This window comes from Flavobacterium sp. LMO8 (assembly GCF_009495755.1).
GTDB lineage: Bacteria > Bacteroidota > Bacteroidia > Flavobacteriales > Flavobacteriaceae > Flavobacterium.
Window position 1 is genome coordinate 191,887 of record NZ_WIBJ01000028.1, and the last position, 26,903, is coordinate 218,789.

22 protein-coding genes are annotated in these 26,903 nt (G+C 31.6%); 6 read left to right on the forward strand and 16 right to left on the reverse strand.

The features are described from left to right. Window position 1 precedes the first annotated feature (1 nt). The 3 genes from GFJ94_RS05760 to surE all read right to left on the reverse strand — a co-directional run bounded on the left by GFJ94_RS05760 (window position 2) and on the right by surE (window position 4,015). Window positions 2-2,014 (reverse strand): ComEC/Rec2 family competence protein, encoded by a 2,013-nt coding sequence (locus GFJ94_RS05760; protein WP_153200619.1) that lies wholly within the window; start codon window positions 2,012-2,014, stop codon window positions 2-4. Window positions 2,015-2,026: 12 nt separating this feature from the next. After that, window positions 2,027-3,142, reverse strand: a complete 1,116-nt coding sequence (gene lpxB / locus GFJ94_RS05765; RefSeq protein ID WP_153200620.1) for a lipid-A-disaccharide synthase — start codon at window positions 3,140-3,142, stop codon at window positions 2,027-2,029. Between the two features lie 105 nt (window positions 3,143-3,247). Continuing rightward, window positions 3,248-4,015, reverse strand: coding sequence for a 5'/3'-nucleotidase SurE (gene surE / locus GFJ94_RS05770; RefSeq protein WP_153200621.1), 768 nt, complete (start codon window positions 4,013-4,015; stop codon window positions 3,248-3,250). Between the two features lie 143 nt (window positions 4,016-4,158). On the opposite strand from surE, the gene GFJ94_RS05775 reads away from it, so the two are divergent. Together GFJ94_RS05775 and GFJ94_RS05780 are read left to right on the forward strand one after the other, a co-directional pair. Beyond that, window positions 4,159-6,312, forward strand: coding sequence for a carboxy terminal-processing peptidase (locus tag GFJ94_RS05775; protein ID WP_153200622.1), 2,154 nt, complete (start codon window positions 4,159-4,161; stop codon window positions 6,310-6,312). Window positions 6,313-6,373: 61 nt separating this feature from the next. Next, window positions 6,374-7,153 carry a DNA/RNA non-specific endonuclease gene (locus GFJ94_RS05780; protein ID WP_153200623.1) on the forward strand — a complete coding sequence of 260 codons (780 nt, stop codon included), beginning with the start codon at window positions 6,374-6,376 and terminating at the stop codon, window positions 7,151-7,153. Window positions 7,154-7,155: 2 nt separating this feature from the next. Here the strand turns inward: GFJ94_RS05780 and rodA are convergent, their stop codons facing one another. From rodA to GFJ94_RS05820, 8 genes are all read right to left on the reverse strand, one after another. Continuing rightward, complete coding sequence (rodA, locus tag GFJ94_RS05785) at window positions 7,156-8,412, reverse strand: rod shape-determining protein RodA (RefSeq protein ID WP_153200624.1); 1,257 nt, start codon at window positions 8,410-8,412, stop codon at window positions 7,156-7,158. After that, window positions 8,413-10,347, reverse strand: a complete 1,935-nt coding sequence (gene mrdA / locus GFJ94_RS05790; RefSeq protein WP_153200625.1) for a penicillin-binding protein 2 — start codon at window positions 10,345-10,347, stop codon at window positions 8,413-8,415. After that, complete coding sequence (locus GFJ94_RS05795) at window positions 10,344-10,676, reverse strand: rod shape-determining protein MreD (RefSeq protein WP_370513799.1); 333 nt, start codon at window positions 10,674-10,676, stop codon at window positions 10,344-10,346. Before GFJ94_RS05795 ends, mrdA begins: the two co-directional genes overlap by 4 nt. 173 nt (window positions 10,677-10,849) lie before the next feature. Further along, window positions 10,850-11,680, reverse strand: a complete 831-nt coding sequence (gene mreC / locus GFJ94_RS05800) for a rod shape-determining protein MreC (protein WP_153200626.1) — start codon at window positions 11,678-11,680, stop codon at window positions 10,850-10,852. A 10-nt stretch (window positions 11,681-11,690) separates the two neighbouring features. Next, window positions 11,691-12,719 (reverse strand): rod shape-determining protein, encoded by a 1,029-nt coding sequence (locus GFJ94_RS05805; RefSeq protein WP_026725280.1) that lies wholly within the window; start codon window positions 12,717-12,719, stop codon window positions 11,691-11,693. A gap of 144 nt (window positions 12,720-12,863) precedes the next feature. Beyond that, a complete protein-coding gene (gene purH / locus GFJ94_RS05810; protein ID WP_153200627.1) occupies window positions 12,864-14,396 on the reverse strand; it encodes a bifunctional phosphoribosylaminoimidazolecarboxamide formyltransferase/IMP cyclohydrolase in 1,533 nt (510 codons plus the stop codon). A 242-nt stretch (window positions 14,397-14,638) separates the two neighbouring features. Then, the gene (locus GFJ94_RS05815) at window positions 14,639-15,187 is read right to left on the reverse strand and encodes a transposase (RefSeq protein WP_153200628.1); all 549 of its coding nucleotides are present in this window, start codon (window positions 15,185-15,187) and stop codon (window positions 14,639-14,641) included. A 61-nt stretch (window positions 15,188-15,248) separates the two neighbouring features. Further along, window positions 15,249-15,518 carry a hypothetical protein gene (locus tag GFJ94_RS05820; RefSeq protein WP_153200629.1) on the reverse strand — a complete coding sequence of 90 codons (270 nt, stop codon included), beginning with the start codon at window positions 15,516-15,518 and terminating at the stop codon, window positions 15,249-15,251. A 170-nt stretch (window positions 15,519-15,688) separates the two neighbouring features. On the opposite strand from GFJ94_RS05820, the gene GFJ94_RS05825 reads away from it, so the two are divergent. From GFJ94_RS05825 to GFJ94_RS05835, 3 genes are read left to right on the forward strand one after another with little or no spacing between them, the layout of a single operon-like run. Then, window positions 15,689-16,939 carry an ABC transporter permease gene (locus tag GFJ94_RS05825; protein WP_153200630.1) on the forward strand — a complete coding sequence of 417 codons (1,251 nt, stop codon included), beginning with the start codon at window positions 15,689-15,691 and terminating at the stop codon, window positions 16,937-16,939. Between the two features lie 42 nt (window positions 16,940-16,981). Further along, window positions 16,982-17,521 (forward strand): hypothetical protein, encoded by a 540-nt coding sequence (locus tag GFJ94_RS05830; protein WP_153200631.1) that lies wholly within the window; start codon window positions 16,982-16,984, stop codon window positions 17,519-17,521. Window positions 17,522-17,560: 39 nt separating this feature from the next. Then, window positions 17,561-19,969 (forward strand): TonB-dependent receptor, encoded by a 2,409-nt coding sequence (locus GFJ94_RS05835; RefSeq protein WP_153200632.1) that lies wholly within the window; start codon window positions 17,561-17,563, stop codon window positions 19,967-19,969. Window positions 19,970-20,008: 39 nt separating this feature from the next. On the opposite strand, the gene accD is transcribed toward GFJ94_RS05835, so the two are convergent. The 3 genes from accD to GFJ94_RS05850 all read right to left on the reverse strand — a co-directional run bounded on the left by accD (window position 20,009) and on the right by GFJ94_RS05850 (window position 24,601). After that, window positions 20,009-20,863 carry an acetyl-CoA carboxylase, carboxyltransferase subunit beta gene (gene accD / locus GFJ94_RS05840; RefSeq protein WP_153200633.1) on the reverse strand — a complete coding sequence of 285 codons (855 nt, stop codon included), beginning with the start codon at window positions 20,861-20,863 and terminating at the stop codon, window positions 20,009-20,011. A 73-nt stretch (window positions 20,864-20,936) separates the two neighbouring features. After that, on the reverse strand, window positions 20,937-22,004 hold the full coding sequence (fbaA, locus tag GFJ94_RS05845) for a class II fructose-bisphosphate aldolase (RefSeq protein ID WP_153200634.1): 1,068 nt from the start codon (window positions 22,002-22,004) through the stop codon (window positions 20,937-20,939). Window positions 22,005-22,051: 47 nt separating this feature from the next. Continuing rightward, window positions 22,052-24,601: a BamA/TamA family outer membrane protein gene (locus GFJ94_RS05850; protein ID WP_153200635.1), complete on the reverse strand. Its 2,550-nt coding sequence runs from the start codon at window positions 24,599-24,601 to the stop codon at window positions 22,052-22,054. Between the two features lie 36 nt (window positions 24,602-24,637). Here GFJ94_RS05850 and GFJ94_RS05855 point away from each other — a divergent pair, with 36 nt between their 5' ends. After that, window positions 24,638-25,363, forward strand: a complete 726-nt coding sequence (locus GFJ94_RS05855) for an RNA methyltransferase (RefSeq protein ID WP_153200636.1) — start codon at window positions 24,638-24,640, stop codon at window positions 25,361-25,363. A gap of 3 nt (window positions 25,364-25,366) precedes the next feature. Here GFJ94_RS05855 and GFJ94_RS05860 read toward each other — a convergent pair whose 3' ends face one another. After that, the gene (locus tag GFJ94_RS05860) at window positions 25,367-26,059 is read right to left on the reverse strand and encodes a porin family protein (RefSeq protein ID WP_153200637.1); all 693 of its coding nucleotides are present in this window, start codon (window positions 26,057-26,059) and stop codon (window positions 25,367-25,369) included. 1 nt (window position 26,060) lies between these two features. After that, window positions 26,061-26,792 (reverse strand): bifunctional demethylmenaquinone methyltransferase/2-methoxy-6-polyprenyl-1,4-benzoquinol methylase UbiE, encoded by a 732-nt coding sequence (ubiE, locus tag GFJ94_RS05865; RefSeq protein WP_153200638.1) that lies wholly within the window; start codon window positions 26,790-26,792, stop codon window positions 26,061-26,063. Between the last annotated feature and the right edge of the window lie 111 nt (window positions 26,793-26,903).

Sequence of the window (26,903 nt, forward strand, 5' to 3'; positions counted from 1 at the left end):
ATTATTTCAATCTATAGAATCCCTTTTCGGCAATAGCATGGAAAGGGATTTTTTCTTTTCTACAAGTAGCTTCCCAAAGTTTAATAGTGTTTTTGTAGTTGCTTTTATCCGCTACAATTAATTTAGGGTTTACTTCATTTATCAATCGAGTTAGATTAATTTTTGGGTTTTGAGTTAATACAATAATTTCAGGATGAATTGAAGTTTTATAAATTCCTAAACTATCTATAACTAAAATTCTTTTGCTTTTAAACGGAATAGTGTTTTGCAATGGGAAAATGCGCAACGAATCTGAAAAGGTTCCTCGGGTGTAGTGTTGTAAAGTGGTATTGTGGTTTTCCGGAATATCGCTAAAAGCAATTACATTATTGTGGTTTTTAATTCCAATTAAAGTTGATTTTTCATTGAAAATTACCAATTCACTACTGTTATTTTCGCTCCATTTTATACTGATGTAACTCAATTGAAAAATTAAAATGGTTACTAAAACATATTTTATGTTTTTATTTTTTATATGATAAAGCCAATACACAAAAGCAATTATCACTAAATACATCGAAAAAGTCAGCCAACCTGAAAACGAAATATTAGTAATAATTCCGCTTTTGATTTGGGCAATCCAATGGATGTAATCGTTCATTAAATCGATTATTAATGATAATAATTTTCCAAGAAGAATAGCAACATCAGGAAGAACAAAATTGAAAAATAGAATAATTAGTCCCCCAACTAAAACCGCTGTAGAAAGCGGAATAATGACCAAATTCGCTAACAAGAACAGCAATGGCAATTGATTAAAGTAATACAAACTCAATGGCAAAACACCAATTTGTGCCGCTAATGAAACCAAAACAATGTCAGTTAAGTATATTCCGATTTTGTTTTCGGTAAAATAAAACTTTTTATAAAAAGGTTGAAACAAAACAATGGATAAAACAGCTGCATAACTCAATTGAAAGCCAATATCGAAAATGGAATTAGGTTTTACTAATAAAATAAGAAAAGCAGAAATTGCTAAAGCGTTATAAATCGCCTTCGGTTGATTAAAGTAATTTCCAATACTTATGAAACTAAACAATGTCACAGCTCTGGTTACCGAAGCTGGCAAACCCGTAAGTAAAGCAAACAACCATAAAACTCCCAAGACAATTAACAATTGAATTTCCGCGCCAAAACGAACTCTTTTTAAAGGTTTCAATAAGAACACAATAAAGAAGTAAATGATGGAAATATGCAAACCCGAAATCGCTAAAATGTGAATCACACCAGCATTGGAATAATCGGCAATGGTTTCTTTGTCTAATTCCAATCGTTGACCTAAAATTAAAGCATCAATAATGGCTTTGGTTTTGGGTTCAAAATGATGAATTTCAAAACTTTTACTCAAATTGTTTCTTAAATTTTCAATGTGAAAATCAATCGTTTTATGTGTTTGAATGATTTTAATTTGATTTTCACGCGCATAAATTTGATGAAATACGTTTTGCTTTTCTAAATATTTTGAATAATCAAATTGGTACGGATTAAAAGCTTTTGGAATAGGATAAACGGCATTACTTAACCAAATTTCATCACCTGAATGTAAAGTTTTATTGTTTGCTTTTGGAACATAAATTAATATTTTCCCAGAAGCTATTGAATCATTAAAATGTGAGAGTGTTATAAAATATTTGTTGTATTTTTCATTTGGCTTTAATGTAGTTGTAACTATAGCACGAATTGAATTCGTTTCTTCAAATGACTTTTTAGAGTAATGTTGCTTCGAATTTAAATCGGAATGAATATAAAAACTCATCATTCCTAAAGTAAAAGCGAGTAGGTAAGTGGTGATTCCAAAAAGAGTATTTTGAAGCAAAGCTTTTTTACTTTTCCAAAATAGAAAACAAAAAATACTTAAACACAAAAACAATGAAACAATAAGAGTTGCAAAACTCCATTGCAAATAGTATGCTGCAATAATGCCTATTGCAAAACTAATGGTAATGGTGAGTAATGGAAACTTGAATACTTTCAATGCTTATTTGTTTTATTTTCTAAAACTATTCACAATTAATTCAGCCGTTTTTTTACTTGCGCCTTCACCTCCTAATTTTTGTTTCAATTCGGAGTAATTGTTCAATAACACTGCACGACTTTCTGAATTTAGAATTTTATTCAATTCTATTTTTAAGTTTTTCGTATTCAATTCTTCCTGAATCAATTCTTTCACTACTTCTTTATCCATAATTAAATTAACCAATGAAATGTATTTTAAAGTAATGATTCGTTTGGCAATTTGGTACGAAATGTAACTTCCTTTATAACAAACCACTTCAGGTACATTAAATAAAGCCGTTTCTAAAGTTGCAGTTCCAGAAGTTACCAAAGCTGCGTGCGAATGACTCAATAAATCATACGTTTTATTAGAAATGAATTTCACGTTTTCATTGGTCAAAAACGTTTTGTAAAATTCATATTCCTGACTTGGAGCGCCAGCAATTACAAACTGATAATCTGGAAAATCGTTGGTTACCGAAAGCATAATCGAAAGCATTTTGGAAATTTCTTGCTTACGACTTCCCGGTAACAAAGCAATAATTGGTTTTTCAGATAACTGATTTTCTTGTCTGAAAATTTCATCCGAAACTTCAGTTCTACTTGCTATAGCATCAATTAAAGGATGTCCAACAAAATGAACTGGAAAATTGTGTTTTTTCTCGTAAAAATCTTTCTCAAATGGAAGAATCACGTACATAAAATCCACATCGCGCTTGATAGCTTTGATACGATTTTCTTTCCAAGCCCAAATTTGAGGCGAAATGTAATAATGTGTTGGAATATTTCGTTCTTTTGCCCAAGTTGCAATGCGCATATTAAATCCTGGATAATCGATAAAAATAATCGCATCAGGTTGAAAGGCTTCAATGTCTTTTTTGCAAATTTTGATGTTGTTCAAAATCGTTTTTAGGTTCATGATAACTTCAATAAATCCCATAAAAGCCAATTCGCGATAGTGTTTTACTAAAGTTCCGCCAACATTTTGCATCAAATCGCCACCCCAAAAACGAATTTCGGCTGACGGATCTTTTTCATACAAAGCTTTCATCAAATTTGAACCATGTAAATCGCCCGAAGCTTCTCCTGCTATGATGTAATATTTCATATGTTTAAATCATATTTTTATTGGTAACATATGTTATCACCTTTTTTATCATGGGTATTTGCTTGCGCAAAATTTTTATTAGTGGTGATTTCATTTATTTTTTCTTTATAATTCCCAAGAATTCAATTGTTGCATGGCATGATGTGCTGTTAAATCAAATTGTACTGGTACAATCGAAATGTAACCGTTTTCTAAAGCCCATTCGTCTGTATCAGTTCCTTTATCTAAATTAACAAATTTGCCAGTTAACCAATAATATTCTTTTCCTTGCGGATTGGTTCTTTTGTCAAATTCCTCTTGCCACATGGCTTTCGCTTGACGACAAATTTTTACTCCTTTGATTTCTTCTTTGCTTAATTTCGGAAAATTAACGTTTAAAATTACGCCTTCAGGTAAACCATTTTTCAAAACTTCTGATGCAATTTGCCTAACATGAGCTTTTATTTGTTCAAAATCGGCATCCCAACTATAATCTAACAACGAAAATCCGATAGCAGGAATGCCTTCAATTCCAGCTTCCACAGCTGCGCTCATCGTACCTGAATAAATCACATTGATGGAAGAATTGGAACCATGATTAATTCCAGAAACACATAAATCGGGTTTTCTTTTTAGGATTTCGTTTACGGCAATTTTTACACAATCTACGGGAGTTCCGCTACAACTGTATTCTTGAGAAAGCTCTTTGTCTAAATGTACTTTTTCGAGTTTAAGAGTATTGTTAATGGTAATTGCGTGTCCCATGGCGCTTTGTGGACTATCTGGAGCAACAACAACAACTTCGCCAATTTCTTTCATTACTTCAATCAAAGCTCTAATTCCGGGCGCAACAATGCTGTCGTCGTTTGTTACAAGTATAAGTGGTTTTGACATTCTTTGTACATTTTTTGCTAAATTAAATAATTTAAACCGAAACCCTTTTTCTGATTTGTTATTTTTATTGGTTTAACAAAAATTTATAGTAAATTGCGAGCTTATGGCATGATTTTTTGTGTAATTTAGTTGAAAATTTTTTAATGAAAAGAATTGTGGAATTTATGAAAAGAAATTATAAGGTTATTTTGATAGTAACTGCTTTATCTGCAGTTTTATGGAGTTTTATTCCAAAAGAAAAAGAAGAAGATCCCGAAAAAGATAAGTTGCTTTTAGAATTATTAACTTTTGTATTAGGCAAAGGTCATTATAGTCCTGTGGATATTAATGATGATTTTTCTAAGAAAGTTTATGCGAAATATTTAGATGGGATTGATCCTACTAAACGTTTCTTTTTGCAGAGTGATATTGATGAGTTTAAAAAATATGAAACTCAAATTGATGATATGATTAAGAATAAAGACTTGACTTTCTTTAATCTTACCAATTCGCGTTTGTTACAAAGAATGAAAGAATCTCGTGCTATTTACAAGGATATATTAGATAAACCTTTTGATTTTAACGCGAATGAAAGTATTAATGTTGATTATGAGAAGCTTCCTTACGTAAAAAACAAAAAAGAGCTAAATGATAGATGGAGAAAACAATTAAAGTTACAAGCACTTTCTTCTATTACTGATAAACAAAAACTGGAAGAGGACAAAAAAGAAAAAGATGCTGCTTACGAAGTAAAGTCTTTTGATAAAATTGAAGAAGAAGTTCGTGAAAATTCTTTAAAATCATTAAATGAATATTTTGATTTTATTGAAAAAGAATTGGATAGAAATGATTGGTTTTCAATATTTTTAAACGCAATTGTAGAACGATTTGATCCGCATACTTTCTATTTTTCTCCTGATGACAAAGAAAAATTCGATATTAGTATGAGTGGAACTTTTGAAGGAATTGGCGCTCGTTTACAAAAAAAAGAATCTGGAGTTGAAATTTCTGAACTAATTTCGGGTGGACCAGCTTGGAGAGGTAAAGAGTTAGAAGCAGGTGATTTAATTTTAAAAGTTGGACAAGGAAAAGAAGAGCCAATTGATGTTGCAGGAATGCGTTTAGATGATGTAGTAAAGAAAATTAAAGGACCTAAAGGAACCGAAGTTAGATTAACGGTTAAAAAAGTAGATGGTTCTTTAAAAGTAATTTCTATTATTAGAGATGAAGTTGAAACCGAAGAAACGTTTGCAAAATCATCAGTAGTTGAAAAAGATGGAAAAAAATTCGGAATTATATATTTACCAAAATTCTATATTAGTTTTGAAAATAAACAAAATAGAGACGCATTTAAAGATGTAGCTATCGAAATTGAGCGTTTAAAAGAACAAAATGTAGACGGAATTGTAATGGATTTACGCGATAACGGTGGAGGTTCGTTAGAAACTGTAGTTAAAATGGTTGGATTATTTATTCCAGAAGGACCAGTAGTTCAAGTAAAAGCACCAGGAAGAAATCCTGAAATTTTACCAGATCCAGATAAAAAAGTACAATATGACGGACCACTTGTGGTAATGATCAATAACTTCTCGGCTTCGGCTTCAGAAATTTTCGCAGCTGCAATTCAAGATTATAAGCGGGGAATTGTTGTAGGTAGCAAGCATTCTTATGGTAAAGGAACCGTTCAAAATGTAATCGATTTGAATCAGTTTGTAAGAGGAAGTTCGTATGGCGATTTAGGTGCTTTAAAAACTACAATTCAAAAATTTTACAGAATTAACGGTGGTTCTACACAATTGGAAGGAGTAAAAAGCGATATTGTTTTTCCAGATAGATTTTCATACTTAGATATGGGAGAACGCGATGAAGAAAGCGCTATGCCATGGGATAAAATTGAAGCTGCAAAATACAATCCAATGAATGTTAGTTATGAAAATATCATTGCAAATTCAAAGCGTAGAATTGAATCAAATCCAAATTTCAAGTTAATAGACGAAAATGCAAAATGGATTTTTGAACGTAAAGATGAAAATGTATTTAGTTTAAATTTAAACGAGTTTAAAAAACAAATGGATATTGCCGATACTAAAATTAAAAAATTTAAAGCAATATCTGATTTTAATAATAAGCTACAATTTCAATCATTACCAAATGAAGTTGCATTATTTGAAAAAGATACCTTGTTAAAACAAAAACGTGAGCGTTGGCATGAAGATTTGCAAAAAGATGTGTATGTTGATGAAACGTTAAACATTATTTCTGAAATGAAATTACTTTTTAAGGGAAAAAGTTTTAATCAAAAATTAAGTATGAATTAACACAAATGCCCCTTCTGGGGCATTTGTGTTAAATATTTGATTCAATTTTTAAGTACTCAATATGTTTAGAAAAATTATTTTTTTCGTTTTGATCTCTTATTTTTTTTCTTGTAGAGAAAATGATTATAAAGAAAAGCCCTTAAATGAAATTTCTAAGAATGAATTACCAGAAAATTTCGATTTTTTACCCACATCAACTACAAATCAGGTTTACAAACACCAAACATATACTTTTTCTTATTCTGAAGAACACGAACAAAGTGAATGGGTAGCATATTATTTAGATAATGATGATATTACTAATGCCTATTTTGAGAGACCTTTTTTTGAACAAGATCCATTGGTGGAAACACAATCTGCTGATTGGAGAAATTATAAAAAATCAGGTTACGATAAAGGTCATTTGTGTCCGGCAGGCGATAGAAAAGGATCATTTGATGAGTATTCAGAAACTTTTTTTACTTCTAATATTAGTCCGCAAGAACATGAGTTTAATTCGGGTGTTTGGAATCGTTTAGAGGAGAAAGTAAGATATTGGGCAGTAAAAAATGACGGGCTTTTTGTTGTAACAGGTGGTGTTTTGAGTGATAATTTAAAAACTATTGGTAAAGAAGATGTTTCAGTTCCTAATTATTTTTATAAAATATTGTTGTCTAAAGATGGATCTAAAATGATTGGTTTTTTAGTACCACATGAAAATTCTGTTCAAGCCTTATATGAGTTTGTAGTTTCTGTAGACGTAATTGAAAAAATGACTGGGATTGACTTTTATCCTAATTTAGAAGATACAATCGAAAATCAATTAGAATCTAAGTCAGATTATAAAGGGTGGAGTTTTTAAAATTACCACTCATTAACTTTGTTGGCATCTAGCTTAATAAAGATAAAAAGTAATATCGTAAACGCCCATAAACTGGAACCTCCGTAGGAGAAAAAGGGTAGAGGTACTCCAATTGTTGGAAATAATTTAATTAGCATAGCAATATTTACAAAAAAGTGCGTAAATAAATAAGTGGCAACACAATAACCATAAACCCTACTGAATTTTGTTTTTTGATTTTCGGCTAAGTAGATAATTCTTAAAAATAAGGCAACAAATAATAAGATTACAGTTATACTTCCAATGAACCCCCATTCTTCACCTACGGTGGTAAAAATGTAGTCAGTATGTTGTTCGGGTACAAATCCTCCTTTAGTTTGTGTGCCTTCTAGATAACCTTTTCCCATTAAACCACCAGAACCAATGGCAATCATCGATTGATTTAAGTTATAACCTTCACGTTTCATGTCAACATCATCACCAATTAATACATTGATACGATCTTTTTGGTGTGGTTCTAAAACACTTTCATAAACATAACTTACCGAGAACGCAAATCCAGCCATAACTAAGTATAGCAATCCGTAAACAATAGGATTTCTAGAAATTTTTCGATTAAATATGTAATGAATTACCATTATTATAAATACAATCCCGATTAAATAAGTAGGTTGAATTACTAATGATAGAAAGAACAATGCAATAGCAATTATGCCCGAAAAAAAGTACCAACTTGGTAATCCTTCACGGTTTAAAACAAAGATTAGCGAAATGAAAATCATGGCACTACCTGCATCGGGCTGCATTAGAATTAGCAAAACAGGTATAAAGACAATTGCTAAACCTATTATTTGATGTTTGGTATACTTTAAATTAATTTGGGAATAACTTAGGTATTTTGCTAATAATAAAGCGGTTGCCGTTTTAACGAATTCGGAAGGTTGAAAACCAAAGCCTCCAAATTGGTACCAGTTGGTTTGTCCTTTTTTGGTGACTCCAAATACAAATAAACCAAGTAATAATATAATTCCTAAACCATAGAACACAAAGGAAAGACGTTCGAAAATTTTAGCATCGGTGAATAAGATGATAAAAATAAGAGGAATGGTCAAACCAATGAAGAGCATTTGTCTACCATAAATTTGAGAAATATCAAAAATTGAAGTTTCTTCTAAAGGTAAAGAAGCGGAATAAATAGTCATCCAGCCCATGATTACTAATACTATATAAAGTAATATGGAGATATAATCGATTCTATTTCCTACGCTTTGATTTTTCATCTAGTTTTCCTCTTCTTCTTTTTTGGCTTCACTAATTTCTACATTGACTTTGTTCAAAGAATCTTTAACTCTTGTTGGATCTACTTTTCTTTGAAAAATAATGTTTTCAATTTTTTCATATTCTGAAAGTAAACTTCCATTTAGCATTCTATCTTCTAAATCTTTACGAGTGATTTTGCCATTTACATATTTTTCAACCATTAAAGTAGCAATTGGTCCAGCCCATCGACTTCCCCAATAACCATTTTCAATAAATACCGCAATTGCTATCTTAGGGTTTTCTTGCGGTGCAAAGGCTACAAAAATAGAGTGATCTTTTAATTGATAGGTTTTTCCAGCTACTCTAATTTTGTTTTCAGCAGTTCCCGTTTTCCCACAAATATTAAGACCTTGTACTCTTAAGCCTGCTGCAGTTCCTATCGGGTTATTGTAAACATCTGCCAAGCCTTGAATTATAGGAGGGAAATATTGCTTATCAATAGTAGAATAATGCTTTGTTGTAAATTTTTTATCTAAAGGTTGTCCTTTTATCTTTTTAACGATATGTGGTGTATAATAATATCCTTGATTGGCAACAACTGCCATCATATTGGCTAATTGAATTGGTGAAGTTAAAACTTCACCTTGTCCGATTGAATTAGAAATAATGTATGAGCTTCTTATCGGAGCCCCATTGTACATTTTTTTATACATTTTTGACGTTGGAACCAAACCTTTCGCACCAATTGGCATATCGGTTCCTAAAAATTGACCTAATCCAAAACTTTTCACATGGTTGGCCCAATTATCAACGCTGTAATACGAATCTTTATATTTTTCAATGGTTCTTTTGTAGGTGTTTCCAAAATAACTGTTACATGATTTATAAGTTCCATTGTTTAATTGTAAGCTGTGGAGACCACAGTGACATTTCATAAAACGTCCAAAATTAGCTCCATGATTACAATAAAAAGTAGTTTGTTCATCAATTACCTCTTCTTGCAGTCCAATTAATCCCGTAACGATTTTAAATGGTGAACCAGGAGGATACGTTGCTTGAAGACCTCTATCGTACAATGGTTTTGAAATCGAATCGTTGTATAAAGCGGTATAGTTTTTTGAACGTTGTCTTCCAACTAATAAAGCAGGATCGAACGTTGGAGCTGAAACTAAAGCCAAAATCTCACCAGTTTTAGGTTCGATAGCTACAATTCCACCTCTTTTATTAATCATTAAATCGGTGCCGTATTTTTGAAGTTCATGATCAATTGTTAAGGTTAAATCCTTTCCTTGTTGAGCAATGGTGTCAAATTGCCCTTTTTTGTAAGGACCAATAATTTTGTTGTGTTTGTCACGAAGTAAGTATTTAACCCCTTTAATTCCTCGTAAAATTTCTTCATATTCTTGTTCAACACCTTGTTTTCCTATCAAATCACCACTATTGTAGTATTTGTTTTTGTTAAGAATAGCCTCATTAACCTGAGTAATAAAACCGAAAATATTAGCACCTTCTTTAACTTGATAATCTCTTAATGCACGTTTTTGCGTATAAAACCCTTCAAACTTTCTTTCTTTTTCCTGAAAAGCAGCATATTCTGCCTTGTTTAATTGCGACAAGAAAACCGAAGGAAGTCTTGGGCTATAAATATTTGCCTTTTCAATTTTTTTGATAAAATAATCTTTGGTAATGTGAAGTAAATTGCAAAATTCGGTGGTATCAATATTTTTGATTTCTCTCGGAACCACCATGATATCATATGAAGGCTGATTGGCAACTAATAGTTTACCATTACGATCATAAATATAACCTCTTTCTGGAAAATCAAATACTTTTTTAATAGCATTATTTTCCGATTGTAGTTTTAGATTTTCATCAATTACTTGAAGATAAAAAATTCGTACAATCAGAAGAATGGAAGTAATAATGATTACGGCAGGTAAAACAGCTTTTCTCATCGTCTATTGCTTGGCTTGATTAAATAGATGGTTAACAAACATGTAATAAACGTAAATAGGGTGCTAAATAGTGTTCGTAATAAAACAGTAAATATCAAATCAAATCTGAAATATTCAAAAAAGAATAAGATGAAATGATGAATAAAAATAGCTAATAGCAACAATGTAATTCGCTCAGGCGAAATTTTATCAGCAATTTTTACCGTTTGATATTCATAACTCAATCCAAAAGCAAATTTAAAAAGTGATGGTCTTATGTAGGCTAAAACCAAAGATGCCATTGTGTGAATTCCTCCTGAATTACAAAACATATCTAAAAGTATTCCCATAGTAAAACTGCTCAATAACAAAACACTTTTATTGCTATTAACAGGATATAGTAAAATAAACAACACATAAGGATATGCGTTTAAATACCCAAACAGATTAATATTATTGAATATTAAAATCTGTAGAAGTAAAAAAACAACAAAACGTATGCTATTTAAAATGTTATTATTCACTATTTTTTAGGTGCTGTGGTTTCTAATTCTAATTGTTTTTTTTCTTTTTTTCTTTTGTTTTCAATTACATACACATAGCCAAGCGATGTCATGTCGTTGAACAATCGAATATTGATAGTATAATAATTTGTTTTCTTATCAATAAAAATCTTATCAATTTTTCCAATTGGAATATTCTCTGGGAAAATGTCTGAATTTCCACCTGTTACGATAGAATCTCCATGTTTTAAGGAAGCCAATCTAGGTACATCAATAAGTTGAGCAAAGCCAACATTGCGTCCATCCCAAATAAGAGAACCAAAGTGATTCGAGTTTTTAATCTTCGCATTAATCTTCGATTTGGTGTTCAAAACACTTTGAATAGTAGCGTAATTTGTAGATGTTTTCTCTATCAAACCTACAATTCCTTTGTCGTTTACTACTCCCATGTCGACTTCAATTCCGGAATTCTTTCCAGAATTGATAGTAATGTAGTTCTCGCGTGAGTTAAATGAATTTTTCACCACTTTTGCTACCACAACATTGTAATTGTTAAGGTCGTTTCTAAATAACGTTTTAGAAGTTAAAATGGTATCTTTTTTGTTGAAAAGCAATTCTTTTAATAAAGCATTTTCAGATGCTAAGTCTTTGTTTTTTTCTTTTAGACTTAAATATTCGTTGACTTCATTCACTTTTTCATAGTAAGCACCTGTAACAGCGTTAGCCGAATTTACATACTCACTTCTGTGGTAGGAATGCGATTTTATAATCAAAGAAAATGAGATGCCCAAAAGCAGCAAAAACAGCAATCGATAGCTGTTTTTTATGATAAAATTAATTATTTGCTGCATGGATTATTTTTTATTTAATCAGGATTCCTTTGTATTTGTTGATATTCTTTAAGGTCATTCCCGTTCCTCTTACAACGGCTCTTAAAGGATCTTCTGCGATGTAAACAGGTAAATCTGTTTTCATTGAAATTCGTTTGTCTAAACCTCTTAACATCGAACCTCCACCTGCTAGGTAAATACCGGTGTTATAAATATCGGCAGATAATTCGGGTGGTGTTTGTGATAAGGTTTCCATAACCGCATCTTCAATACGTTGAATAGATTTGTCTAATGCTTTTGCAATTTCTCGGTATGATACATCAACACGTTTTGGTTTTCCTGTTAATAAATCTCTACCATCTACTGCCATATCTTCTGGTGGACTATCTAAATCTTCAGTAGCGGCACCAATTTGAATTTTTACTTTTTCTGCGGTAGTTTCTCCAACAAATAAATTGTGTTGCGTTCTCATGTAGTAAATGATATCATTTGTGAAAACGTCTCCAGCAATTTTAACCGATTTATCGCAAACAATTCCGCCTAATGCGATAACTGCAATTTCTGTTGTTCCTCCACCTATATCCACAATCATGTTTCCTTTTGGTTGCATAATATCTAAACCGATACCAATTGCAGCCGCCATAGGTTCATGAATCAAATAAACTTCTTTACCATTTACACGCTCAGCAGATTCTTTTACCGCACGCATTTCCACTTCTGTAATTCCAGAAGGAATACAAATAACCATACGAAGTGCTGGTGTAAATAATTTTTTCTTTAATGCAGGAATACTTTTGATAAACATTTTTATCATCTGCTCTGAAGCATCGAAATCAGCAATAACTCCGTCTTTCAATGGGCGAATGGTTTTAATGTTTTCATGCGTTTTACCTTGCATCATATTGGCTTCCTTACCAACGGCAATAATTTTGCCCGTAATTCGGTCTCTGGCAACAATAGATGGACTGTCAATCACAACTTTATCGTTGTGAATGATTAGCGTATTTGCGGTACCAAGGTCGATTGCGATATCCTCGGTCATGAAATCAAAAAATCCCATAAGTAAGAGAAGGGTTTAGCGTTTTTTGTATAATAGTATTCAACTAGCAAAATTATGAAAATTATCTGATATAATTTAAAATAAAAACGCATTAAAAATAATATTATTTTAATGCGTTTGAATTATTTTGTTTTATTGAAAAAACTAGTGTTTGAAATGGCGTATTCCTGTAAATACCATAGCCATATTATTATCGTTGCAGTAATTAATACTTAATTCGTCTTTTATTGAGCCACCTGGTTGAATCACTGCTGTAATTCCGGCTTTGTTTGCGATTTCTACACAGTCTGGGAAAGGGAAGAACGCATCACTTGCCATAACTGCTCCAGTTAAATCAAATTCAAATGAAGTTGCTTTTTCAATTGCATGACGTAAAGCGTCTACTCTTGAAGTTTGTCCGGTTCCTGAAGCACACAATTGTTTGTTTTTTGCAAATACAATCGTGTTCGATTTTGTGTGTTTGCAAATTTTAGAAGCAAACAATAAATCTTCGATTTCTTCTGCTGTAGGAACTGCTGTTGTAACTGTTTTTAAATGGTCTTTTGAATCGGTAACATTGTCTTTATCTTGTACTAAAACTCCGTTTAAACAAGTACGAACGGTTGTTTGTGGTAATTCCACTTCGTTTTGGATTAAGATAATTCTGTTTTTCTTTTCTTCTAAAATGTCAATCGCTTCTTGGTCATACGCTGGAGCAATTACCACTTCGCAAAACAATTGGTTGATTTCGTTAGCTGTAGCCACATCAATTTTTCCATTTGCGATTAAAACTCCACCGAAAGCTGAAGTTGGGTCACCTGCTAAAGCATCTAAATACGCATCTTTCATCGTATTTCTTGTAGCTAAACCACAAGCGTTATTGTGTTTTAATATCGCGAAAGTTGGATTGTCGTTTTTGAATTCGTTCATTAAATTCACAGCAGCATCAACGTCTAATAAATTGTTGTAAGACAATTCTTTTCCGTGAACTTTGCTGAACATTTTATCGAAATCGCCATAGAAAAATCCTTTTTGATGTGGATTTTCGCCATAACGCAATACATTTCCGTTTTGCTCGCTAATTTTTAAAACAGGTTCTTCAAAAACTTGATTGAAGTAATTAAAAATAGCCGAATCATAATGTGAAGAAACATTAAAAGCTCTTGAAGCTAATAATTTTCTGTTTTCTAAAGTAGTAGCGCCGTTATTTTCGGTGTAGAAATTCAAAAATGGAGCATATTGCTCAACTGAAGGAACAATTACCGTGTCTTTGAAATTTTTTGCAGCAGCTCTAATTAAAGAAATGCCACCGATGTCGATTTTTTCAATAATATCTTGTTCGCTAGCACCAGAAGCAACTGTTTTTTCAAACGGATACAAATCCACAATCACTAAATCGATTTGCGGAATATTGAATTCTTTCATTTGTTCCACATCACCTGCATGGTCTTGACGGTTTAAAATACCACCGAAGATTTTTGGATGTAAGGTTTTTACTCTTCCTCCTAAAATTTCAGGGAAAGCCGTAATATCTTCTACAGCAACAACAGGAATACCTAAATCTTTAATAAAAGTTTCAGTTCCGCCGGTAGAATAAATGGTTACATTGTTTTGGTGAAGGGCTTTAACAATAGGTTCTAAACCGTTTTTGTCAAATACAGAAATCAATGCCGAAGCAATTTTTTTTGTTGTGTTCATGGTGTTGTGTTGTTGTATCTGAATAAGTCTCAGATAAATGTTGTTGTTTTATTCCGCTTCGCTCCATACAGTTCGGTTCGCCTCGGGTTCGTGGTGCAAAAGTAGTTATACTTCTTAAAATAGTCAAACTTTATTGTTTTATATTTTTATTGAGGTTTAAGTTTAAACTCAATGTCGCTAGCGTTACATCAATTTTCAAATAATTCTTTTGCTAGCGCGAGCGTCACGCTCGTGCCCACAATCTAATTCAAGTCAATTTCTAAAACGGTTTGATCATTATTTCCGTAATTTCTAGCGCTACTGTATTTCCAATCAATTGGGTCGGTAACAAATCCAGTTTCTACTGGATTGTTGTGAATATAATTCAATTTTTGTTCAAATACTTTTAAAGACCAAATTTCAATAGGTTGATTATTTTGTTGCCAAAATTGACTTTTTTCAACATTACTATTTTTCTTTCCAGCTTTTTCAAACATACAAAGTAACCATTCTTTTCTGCTTTCTTGAGGATTTTCTGCAATTGTTTTCAGCATTTTTCTGGATGTAAAACCTTTGAAGTCTCTCATTAAACCTGATGGGTCACCTAAAGAAGAACGAAAAATTAAATGAATGTGACTTGGCATAATACAATACCCATAAATTTCCATTCCTTTGTTTTTTCTACAATAATCTAAGGATTCAATTATAGTGTCAAAATAATCGACTCTTGTAAAAACATCTATCCAATATACAGTAGCAAATGAAACGAAATAAGCTCCGTTTTTTTCTGCAAATTTGTATTTTCTGCTCATAGGGTTGTTTTTAATTTCTTTGTGGGCACGAGCGTGACGCTCGCGCTAGCGTTTGGAGATTTTATTTTGAATATTCTTCTGTCGAAGTAAATTCATAAACTTTATTTGTTTCTATATCTTTTAGTTTTAAGAAATTAAAATATTTGTTAACGGATTTGATAATATATCTTGGTTCTTTCTTAAAATTGTAGATTGTATCATTAGAAATAAAATAAATTTTATTGTGAAACCCAATCATTCTTCCCCTATCATCAATCCATTCTCTTTCTTTTATGTATTCAATATCGATTTCATAATTGCATGAAATTAAAGAAATTGATAAGTAAATCAATAGAAGTATTTTATTAAATAATTTAAAAAGGCTTTTTTGTAATAAATTTCTTAATTTCATAGAGATGTTTACTGTGAATTGAAATATTAATGATTCCCCAAATATAAATAAATTCCCTCCAATTGTAACATTTTCGCTCAATGCTCTACTTATAGTTATAGCTCAGTATTATGCTTTTATATATACGATTACTTTCAGAAAGTTTCAGTTTTGCCATCAACGCGTTGCGCAACAATAAATTGCGTACCCTTTTGTCGTTGTTAGGTGTTACTATTGGTATTTTTTCCATTATTGCGGTGTTAGCTGCGGTAGATTCTATGGATAAAAAAATCAAGGAAGATTTGAGTGATATGGATATGAATACGATTTATTTAATGCGTTTTTCATTTGGTCCTTCTGAAGTCCCTCGTTGGAAAAGACAACAGTTTCCAGATGTAACCTATGAAGAATACGAACATTTGAGAAGAAACGTAAACGGAATTGATAAAATGTCGTTTAATCTTTTTACACGAAACGAAAACATAAAATACGATTCTAAAACGGTGAATTCTATTCGCGTAAAACCATCAACTCATGAATTTTTTGATATCGAACCTGTGAAAATTGAGAAAGGGCGATTATTCAACGAATCAGAATCTAATTCTGGAAGTCCAGTAATTGTTATTGGAAGTGAAGTAGCAACAGGTTTGTTTGAAAATAGCGATCCAATTGGTAAAAAAATTCGTTTGTATGGTCAAAAATTTACCGTTATTGGCGTTTTAAAGAAACAAGGCCAAGGCATGTTTGGAGATAGTTCTGATATTGCTGTATTTTTTCCTGTAAATTTTCTAAGAAAAATGTATGGCGATAATAGCGATATGTTAACTCCAGCTATGTTGATTAAGCCTGAAAAAGGGATTGATATTGAAGAATTTAAAGCCGAATTAAGTCAGAAATTAAGAAGTTTTAGAGGTGTAAAAACGGGTGAAATTGATAATTTTTTCATGAATGTGCTTTCCGGATTTACCGATTTTATTGATAATATCATTGGTCAAATGAACATGATTGGTTGGATTATCAGTGCGTTTTCTCTTTTAGTAGGAGGTTTTGGTATTGCCAATATTATGTTTGTATCGGTAAAAGAGAGAACGAATTTAATTGGAATTCAAAAAGCATTAGGTGCAAAAAATAAATTCATTTTATTTCAATTCTTGTTTGAAGCTATTATTTTGTCATTAATTGGAGGAATCGTAGGAATGTTTTTGGTTTGGATTATTGCTTTAATCTTGTCTTCGGCGTTAGATTTCGAATTTGTTTTAAGTACAGCCAATATGTTATTGGGTTCAGGATTAGCAGCTTTTATCGGATTAATTTCTGGAATTATTCCTGCTATTTCAGCTTCTAAGTTAGATCCTGTTGAGGCAATTAGAAGCGGGATGTAAATCTTTTGTTTTTTTTCTATCTTTGGGAGTTTAGTATTCCCAATGAAAAAACAAATCATTAGTATTGTTTTGCTGTTTATGTTAATAGCACCCGCTGTTGTAACCTATTCATGGTTGGAGCAAAGAAAGCGTGCTGTTAAAAAAGAAATAAAATGGAAAATGATTGCGGGTATTGATAAAAGTGAATTAGTTCTTTTAAAATTTTCCAAAGTAGAAACCACAACTAAGCTACATTGGAAACATTCTAAAGAGTTTGAATTCAATAATCAAATGTATGATATTGTGGATAAAATTGTTTCAAAAGATTCTATCAAATATTGGTGTTGGTGGGATTTTGAAGAAACAAAATTAAATAAACAATTAGATAACCTGTTAGTTGGTGTTTTTCAGCATGATTCAAAGTCTAAGGAAAAACAAGATTTAGTATATAAGTTTTATAAATCGATTTATTTGCAACCTTTATTTTCTTGGGAGCCCTTAATTCAATCACTTCAAAAAAACGAAATTTTCACTTTTTGTAATTTACATAAACCGAAGTTTATTCAAATGGATTTGCCACCTCCAAAATCGGATTTGGTTTAATAGATATTAAATTAAATTTGTTTAACTAAAATAATCATAATGTATAAAAAATATATTTTGTGGTTGCTTTTGGGATTTTCCGCTATTGGTTTTTCTCAAACAATAACCATAAAAGAAAAAGAGTCAGGTGAGCCGTTAGAATCGGTTACGCTTGCTTCTGAGGATAAGAAAGTTTACGTTGTTACCAATAACAAAGGGCAGGCTGATGTTTCTGATTTTGTAGGTTTTAATAAAATTATCATCCAATCTTTAGGGTACGAAACTCAAATTGTGAGTTATAATCAATTGGAATTAGCTTCTTTTCAATTGAGTTTACAACCTTCGTTATTAGCAATGGATGAAATAATTGTTTCTGCTAATCGTTGGAAACAGCACACGCGTGATATTCCGGCAAAAATCACTTCTATTTCTAAAAAAGATATTCAATTGCAAAATCCGCAAACGACAGCCGATTTATTAACGGTTTCTGGTAAAGTGTTCATGCAAAAAAGTCAGCAGGGTGGAGGAAGTCCTATGATTCGTGGTTTTGCTACTAATCGTTTGCTATATGCTATTGATGGTGTTCGAATGAATACCGCTATTTTTAGAGGTGGAAATATTCAAAATGTCATTTCGTTAGATCCATTTGCTATTGAAAAATCAGAGGTGTTGTTTGGGCCAAGTTCTGTTATTTACGGAAGTGATGCTATTGGTGGTGTAATGAGTTTTCAAACATTAACTCCGCAATTTACAACGGAAGAAAAACCATTTGTTTCAGGAAGCGCTTTCACACGATATTCTTCAGTAAACAACGAGAAAACCGGACATTTTGATGCTAATGTAGGTTGGAAAAAATGGGCTTCGGTTACGAGTATTAGCTCTAATGACTTTGGTGATTTAAAAATGGGAAGTCACGGACCAGATGAATATTTACGACCTTTTTATGTTCAAAGACAAAATGGAGTAGATATAGTGGTAACGAATGATGATCCATTGGTACAAAAACCAACAGCGTATTCTCAAATTAATTTGATGCAAAAAGTGCGTTTTCAACCTAATGAAAAATGGGATTTTCAATATGGTTTTCATTTTTCGGAAACATCTAGTTATTCTCGCTACGACAGACATATTCGTTATACCAATTCAGGAATGCCACGCTATGGCGAATTTGATTATGGTCCACAAAAATGGATTATGAACAATTTGTCAATTTCAAATACACAACCTACGAAAGCGTATGATGAACTTTCTATTCGTGTGGCGCATCAGTTTTTTGAGGAAAGTAGAATCAGTCGCAATTTCAATAATCCAAATCGTGCCATTCGTACCGAAAAAGTAAATGCGGTTTCTGTGAATGCTGATTTTACTAAGAAAACGAGTGCTAAAAACGCTCTTTTTTATGGAGTAGAATTCGTAACAAATGATGTGAAATCCGAAGGAATTGATGAAAATATCGTTACAGGAACAAGTCAAACAGGACCAGCGAGATATCCACAATCAAAATGGAATTCATATGGAATTTACATCAACGATCAATATAAATTTTCTGAAAAAATGTTGCTTCAAGCGGGATTTCGATACAATCAGTTTGTGTTGGATGCCGATTTTGATACTACTTTTTATCCGTTTCCTTTTACTGAAGCAAAAATTAATGACGGTGCATTAACTGGTAGTTTAGGTTTAGTGTATCGTCCAACAGCAAAATGGGTGATTAGTTCTAATGTAGCAACGGCTTTCCGTTCTCCAAATGTAGATGATTTAGGAAAAGTGTTTGATTCAGAACCGGGCTCGGTAGTAGTTCCTAATCCTGATTTAAAAGCTGAATATGCTTATAATGTAGATTTGAATGTGGCGAAATTATTTGGTAAAAATGTAAAAGTAGATGTTTCTGCTTATTATACTTTGTTAGAAAATGCCATGGTAAGAAGAGATTATACTTTGAATGGCGCTACCGAAATTATTTATGATGGCGAATTGAGTAATGTACAAGCTATTCAAAATGCAGCGAATGCAAAAGTATACGGAATTCAAGCTGGAATTGAAGTGAAATCAGCAGCTGGGTTTTATTTTCATGGCGATTTGAATTTCCAAAAAGGAGAGGAAGAATTGGATAACGGAGAGAAAAGTCCGTCTCGTCATGCTGCGCCATTTTTTGGAATTGGTCGTTTGGGTTATGCCAATTCTAAGTTAGATTTACAATTGAATGCGCAATTTAGCGATGAAGTTTCATATGATAATTTAGCCGAAGAAGAAAAAGGGAAACCAGAGATTTATGCCATTGATGAAAATGGAAATCCATATTCTCCGAGTTGGTATACCTTAAACTTAAAATCGATGTATAAGCTTACCGAAAACTTTACCGTAACCGCAGGTTTAGAAAACATAACCGATCAAAGTTATCGTCCGTATAGTTCTGGAATTGTAGCGCCAGGAAAGAATTTTGTTTTGGCTTTACGAGCTAAGTTTTAAGCATAAAAAATCCCGATAGTGATATCGGGATTTTTGTTTTTATCTGATTTCTTGATTTTGAATTAAATCCAAATACAAGTTAATTTTATTTTTCAATTCTTTTCTGTGAGCTATGAAATCTAAGAATCCATGCTCTAATAAGAATTCTGAAGTTTGAAAACCTTCTGGTAAATCTTTACCTGTTGTATCTCTTACAATACGTGGTCCTGCGAAGCCAATTAAAGCGCCTGGTTCTCCGATATTGATATCTCCTAACATGGCATATGAAGCAGTAGTTCCTCCTGTTGTAGGATCAGTACATAACGAAATGTAAGGAATTTTTTCTTCTGCTAACTGTGCTAGTTTTGCAGATGTTTTGGCTAACTGCATTAAAGAGAAAGCGGCTTCCATCATACGAGCTCCACCAGATTTTGAAATCAGTACAAATGGGATTTTATTTTTGATAGAATAATCGATAGCTCTAGCAATTTTTTCACCAACAACTGCTCCCATAGAACCACCAATGAAAGCGAAATCCATACAAGAAACGACTAAGTCTTTTCCTTTCGATTTACCAACACCAGTGCGGATAGCATCTTTTAGTTTGGTTTTATCCATTACATCTTTCAAACGATCACTATATTTTTTAGTGTCTTCAAATTTTAATGGATCTTTTGAAGTTAAATTTGCATCTAATTCTTTGAATTCGTTGTTGTCGAATAAAATTTCAAAATATTCTTTACTACCAATTCTTACGTGATAATCGTCTTCTGGACTTACCCATAGGTTTCTTGCCAATTCATCTTGGTCAATGATTTTTCCAGTTGGTGATTTATACCATAAACCTTTAGGAACATCTTTTTTGTCCTCAGTTGCGGTTGTAATTCCTTTTTCTTTTCTTTTAAACCAAGCCATTCTTTATTAGTTTAAGGTTATAATGTTTCAAGTTTCAGGTTAAGAACTTGAAACCTGAAACTTGAAACAACTTTTATAAAGTGTTTACGTTATTCAAATCGGCAAAAGCTTGTTCTAATCTTGTGTTGAACGTAACTTCTCCTTCACGAGTCCATTTTCTTGGATCGTAGTGTTTTTTATTTGGACTGTCAGCTCCATCTGGGCTTCCAATTTGAGTTCTTAAATAATCCACTTTGTTTACCATATAATCACGAATTCCTTCCGTGAAAGCAAATTGTAAATCGGTGTCAATATTCATTTTGATAACTCCATATCCAATAGCTTCTCTAATTTCTTCTAAAGTAGAGCCAGAACCTCCGTGGAAAACAAAATCAACTGGATTATTTCCTGTATTGAATTTATTTTGAACGTATTCTTGCGAATTTTTAAGAATTTTTGGAGTTAATTTTACATTTCCTGGTTTGTATACCCCATGAACATTTCCAAAAGAAGCAGCAATTGTAAATCTAGGACTTACTTTCATTAATTCTTCGTATGCGTAAGCAACTTCTTCAGGCTGCGTGTATAATTTTGAACTATCAACGTCAGAATTATCTACACCGTCTTCTTCACCACCAGTTATTCCAAGTTCAATTTCTAATGTCATTCCCATTTTACTCATTCTTTCTAAATATTTTTTAGAAATTTCTAAGTTTTCTTCAATTGGTTCTTCAGATAAATCAATCATGTGAGAACTAAAAAGTGGTTTTCCAGTTTCAGCAAAGAATTTTTCAGAAGCATCTAATAAACCATCAATCCAAGGTAATAATTTTTTTGCACAATGGTCTGTATGTAAAATAACTGTAGCTCCGTATGCTTCAGCTAATGTATGAACATGTTTAGCTCCTGCAATAGAACCTAATATAGCTGCTTTTTCACCAGCATTAGATAATCCTTTTCCTGCGTTATATTGTCCGCCACCATTTGAAAATTGAATGATTACTGGTGCGTTTAATTTTGCAGCAGTTTCCATAACTCCATTAATAGTACTTGATCCAACAACATTTACAGCAGGTAAAGCAAAGCCTTTTTGTTTTGCATAGTTGAAAATTTCTTGTACTTGGTCGCCTGTTGCAACTCCTGGTTTGATATTGTGATTCATAGTTGTGTGTTTTTAATTTTAATTTGCAAAAATAATAATTTAAAAAATTAGAATGGATAATTAATTCCAAAATTTAGTACTGTTTTACTAAAGTTAACTCCTTTCATCCATCGGTCGCCCACTTCTCTCCCCGGATCATATGCTTTGTAACCTAAATCAAAGCGGAAAACAAAGAAATTAAAATCGTACCTTAAACCTAAGCCAGAGCCAACTGCTAAATCTTCAAAAGAGCTAAATCCATTGAAAGTGTAATCTTTATCTGTTATATTGTCAAATAAATTCCAAATATTTCCAATGTCAGCAAAAAAAGCACTATGGAAATTGCCTCCAACTCTAAATCGGTATTCTAAGCTATAAGACAATTTAAAATTAGCTTCATTAAAATCATTTATTCCACCGCTTTTTCCTGGCCCTAAGCTATAAGCTTGCCAGCCCCTATTGTCATTTGAGCCTCCAGAAAAATAACTTCTTAGGAAAGGGATGGTTTGTGCATTGCCGTAAGGTATTGCTAATCCTGCAAAAGCTCTCATGGCTAATGTGTTTTTCTTTCCAAAATCCCAATGTTTTATGAAATCAATTTCTCCTTTTATATATTGAGAATATTCAATTCCAAACATGGTTTTATTACCATTTGTATTTAAGTCTTCATTTTTAGTACCAGCTAATAATGATAATAAATTTCCTGCAGTTTCAATTTTAGATTTTATGGAGTAAAAATTATTGTCAAGTAAGCTAGCTTTTGTGTTTCTTGAAAACGTTAGGCTTGATGATACAATTAAGTTGTTTTCAATTAATCGTAAGCGTCTTTCTCCAATACTTCTAATAATTTTATATTCTTCATCGTTAGAAGTTAAACTTGTTGCATTATTTTGAACATCTTCAATAAAATTCACAGCTCCTTGATTTGTTAGATTTCCGTCTAATAAATTGTTTGGATCTACATTGTAAGTTTGTGCTAAATCATTAAGTGTATTATATGAAGAACTATATACATTAAAGTAATTTTCGGGGTTTAAATTTTTAATAAATTGAATGTTAATTAGGTCAAAACGAATTGTATTTCCTGTTTTTGGAATCCAATTATAATTAAATACTCCGGTAAGGTTTTCTTTGTCTAAACCAATGTTTTTTTGACTGGTAAAGCCAATAGATGCTGTAGTTGTAGGCAGCATTTCCTTTTTAATTATTTTGTGAGTGTTAAGAGGAAAAATTATGCGCGGAAAACTCAATTTACCTTCAACACCATATTCTAAAATGTTAAAAAAAACATCGTTAGGGTTTGCTAAATCTTTTGATGAGCCAATATTGCCTTTAGTTGACAATTCAAAAATTTCAGCTCTTTTAAATAAATTTCTCCATATAAAAGACATTCTTCCGCTTATTCCAAATTCTTGTATGTCTGAAGTGGTTAAATCGACCGAAGGTTGCCACACATATTTCTCTTTACTTATTAAATAAATATTTGCAATTAATGAAGAATTAGTGCTATCACTAGGGTCTTCTATATATTCAATATTTGGGTAGTTAAATACTTTTAAATTACTCAAAGATTTAGAAGTAAGTGCTCTGTCGGTATCATTAAAAAGTTTTCCTTTTTCTATAAAAATAGCGTTAGTAATTGCTTTAGGTTTATATTTCAACTTTCCATGACTATATATATTGAAATTTTTATAGGTTGCACTATCGTTAAACTGATTTTGTGCTTTTTTAGATGTATTATTTGTAAAGATGTTTACTTGGCTAATTTTGTATACAGAGAAAGGCTTTTTAACTAATGAATCGCCATTTTTTACAAAACGATCCTCAATTTTTAAATTGATTTTCATTTTTTGGATAGAGTCGTCTATAATGGCATCATATTTAATGTTGCTTTCTTGAAAATGATAAACTCCGTTATTCCTTAAATGTTGAGTAATGCGTTTTCGTTCATTATCAAAATTAATAAAATTGTATTGATCACCTTTCTTTATAAAAGAGTTTTTTTCTTCTAAAGTATATAAACTATCTACAACAGGTGTTTCTATGAATTTGGAAATAGTATCTAAAAAATAGGGTTTTCCAGTTTCTATTTTATAAATTACTTTTCCTTTTTTGTCTCCAACAGAATCAATAGTGCTAGTAACTTTATTTCTTATAAATCCATTATTATAATAATAACCGCTTAATCGCTCAGTTGATTTTTGAGTTCTTTTTTTATCAATTAAAACAGGTATTTCACCATTTTTCTTCATAAATTTTGGTAAACCACTTACAAAAAAAGATTCACCTAATCTTTTTACTTGTTTTGGAGATAAAAAACGATTTAAGTTTTTTATTCTGTTGGGTTTTTTATTTAGCCAAGCTTGGTATGAAGAATCTGGATTTTTCTTGGCTAAGTTAAAAATTAAAAGTCCAAAAGGGTAATTTAAAAATTTAGTATTTGGTTGTTGAATCACTAAATTATTTACCCTATCTTCCTTGTTAATTTTATCATTAAGGTAAATTTCATTTTTAATTAATAATTTTTCGTTTGCAGGCACTCGTTTAACTATAGAACACGAATAAATTATTGTTCCGATTACAAATAATAATGTTATTTTTGATAAATTATTTCTCAAGGTCTTTTTTAAAAGTTAGTCAAAAATACAATTTTTATGGTTAGTAAAAACCAAATTAAACTAATTACAAGTTTACAACAAAAAAAATATAGAAAACAAGAACAACTTTTCATTGCCGAAGGTGTAAAGGTAGTTCAAGAATTGTTAAATTCTAACTTTGAATTGCAAGAATTGTTTACTACAAAGCAAGATTTTCTTACGGTTTCAAAAATCAAAGTTCATGCCATTTCTGAAGCCGACTTGAAGAAAATTAGTGCTTTAACAAATCCAAATACTTGTTTAGCAGTTTTCAAAATTTCAAAATCAAAAGATTTCGTTGAAAAAGGACTAATCGTTGCTTTAGATGATGTTCGCGATCCAGGAAATTTAGGAACAATTATTCGTTTGTGCGATTGGTTTGGAATTGAAACCTTGTTTTGTTCTGAAGAATCGGTCGATATTTATAATCCAAAAGTGGTTCAAGCTACAATGGGTTCTATTAGCAGAGTGAATGTTGTTTATGGAAATTTAGAAACGTTTTTAACGAAAACTAAATTACCTGTTTTTGGCACTTTTATGGATGGAAAGAATATTTATCAAGAAAAATTGCCTAAAAAAGGGATCATCATCATGGGAAATGAAGCAAACGGAATTTCCCCATCTATTGAAAAGCTTGTTTCTGAACGAATTGCAATTCCTCGCTTTGGAAATCTTCAAATTACAGAAAGTTTAAACGTAGCAACAGCAACCGCTATTATTCTAAGCGAATTTAAACGAAATTAATTCTTAGTGGAAAGAAAAATTGATGAAGAAACCACGGGTTTTCATTTCTTGAACATTGCCCGTCCATGGACTATTTGGGTCATTATCTCTAATTAATTCGTCTTTCATACTAAAAACGCCTCGTATGGAAGGAGAAAACACAAAATATTCAAAATACAAATCTATTCCAAAACCAACTTCATAGAAATTAGACCATTTTGTCATTCTAAATCTATTTCTAAAATTATCATCAGGAGATTCAGCATTACTGCCTAAATTAAGAGCAGTCGATAATCCACCTACTAGATAGAGTCTAATATTTCCTGTGCGAAGAGCCGAGTATTTTAGTAAAAATGGAAAGAAAATATAAGTCGATTTAACCTCTCGTAATCGTTCTACAGGGTCTGTTATATTTGGATATATAAGATTTCTTTGGGTTATGTATAAACCAGGTTCAAAACGAAAATCTAAATATTCAGATAATCTTAAGTTCCCAATTAAGCCAACATTAAATCCTGTTGAGTTTTGAACTTCTATGTCTTGAGTAACCGATAAATAATCAAATTTAAAATCCAAACTATTAAACCCAAGATAATAACCCCAGTGAACGCGCTGTTTGTTCCAATTTTCTTTGTTGATAATTGGATCTTTGCTAAACATGCCTTCCTGAGCAAAAAGGATTGGGGAAAAAAGTAATAAAAATAAAAACTTCTTCATATTATTTTTTAGATGCTTGATAAATGGTAGCTACTCCAAATGTTTGAGGTAGATGCTTTACATCTATAAACCCAATTTTTCTTAAAATATTGTTCAATACTTCTCCAAAAGGGAATTCGTTAGCAGAATCTGACAAATAAGAATAAGCTGCTTTATCTTTTGAAAACAATTTACCTACTAATGGAAGAATAAATTTTGAATGAAAAGCATAACCTTGTTTGAAAGGAAATTTAGTAGGAACCGAAGTTTCTAAAATGATAAATTGTCCGTTAGGTTTTAATGTTCTTAAGATTTCAGATAATCCTTTTTCAAGATTTTCAAAATTACGAACACCATAAGCCACGGTAATTACATCAAAATAATTATCAGGATATGGAATATTTTCTCCATCACCTAAAACCATTTGAATTTTTGAGTCTAACTTTTGCGCTTCAATTTTTTTCTTTCCAATGTCTAACATCCCTTGTGAAATGTCTAAACCAATGATTTCAGTTGCAGAAGTTGCAGCAAATAAAATAGCTAAATCACCTGTTCCAGTTGCAATATCTAAAATAGATTTTGGATTTTTTGCCGCCACCATTTTTAGGATTTTTTGCTTCCACTTTGCATCGGTGCCAAAAGAAATTACTTTATTAAGACCATCATAGTTACCAGAAATGTTGTCAAACATTTGAGCAACTTGTTCTTTTTTGCCTAATTCTGAATCTTTATATGGTGTTATATTTTTTGACATTTTCTTAATTTAGGAATACAAAAGTACTGATAAAAAATCAAATTCAATTGCAAAATTCAATTTCAACTTCAAAAATCAACTTCAAAAATCAATTGCAATTTGTCAATTGAA